This window comes from Aminobacter sp. P4_D5, assembly GCF_056401815.1.
Window position 1 is genome coordinate 1 of the sequence record NZ_JBFUIP010001136.1, and the last position, 573, is coordinate 573.

Here is a 573-nt window from a genome sequence, read left to right on the forward strand (position 1 = left end):
CGGCGAGCGTGCGGAGGAAATGGACGCGCTCGGCCTCGTTGAAGCTCCGATAGACGGCGGCCAGCTTGGCCGCGCGCGCCCGGGCCGAGACCTCGCCGCCGCGGCCAGTGAGGCAGGCCTGCATCTGGGCCGCGACATCCTCCGGCTCACCACGGCTGACGACGCGCTCCGCCATGTCGCGCCAGAGCCCGGTGACGCGGCGCAGCGCACGGTCCACCAAGGTTTCAGGCGCTTCGGGGGCGAGCGTATCGGCCATTTCGGTCTCCGGTTCCGTGCCAGATTAGTCTGGAAATATTCAGAAACAAAGCGCGATCCCTACATGAGGTGGCGGAATTCACCCGCAAGGTCCTCGGCGAGCAGGCCGGGGCCGATTTTTGTGGCAGCCGCGCCTTGTATCCAGGCAGCGGCGCAGGCGGCTTCGAAGGCCGGCACGCCCTGGGCGAGCAGAGCGGCGGCCAGGCCGGCCAGCACATCGCCGCTGCCGCCGGTGGCCAGCCAGGACGGCGCGTTGTGGTTGATGGCGGCGCGGCCGTCGGCGGACGCGATCACCGTGTCGGAGCCCTTGAGCAGGAC

2 protein-coding genes are annotated in these 573 nt (G+C 70.2%); both read right to left on the bottom strand.

From position 1 onward, the window contains the following. The coding region (locus AC1DWF_RS37100) for a hypothetical protein (protein ID WP_476843419.1) at positions 1-256 on the bottom strand (256 nt) is incomplete at its 3' end. A 59-nt stretch (positions 257-315) separates the two neighbouring features. Continuing rightward, a partial coding sequence (locus AC1DWF_RS37105; protein WP_476843420.1) for an NAD(P)H-hydrate dehydratase occupies positions 316-573 on the bottom strand: 258 nt, incomplete at its 5' end.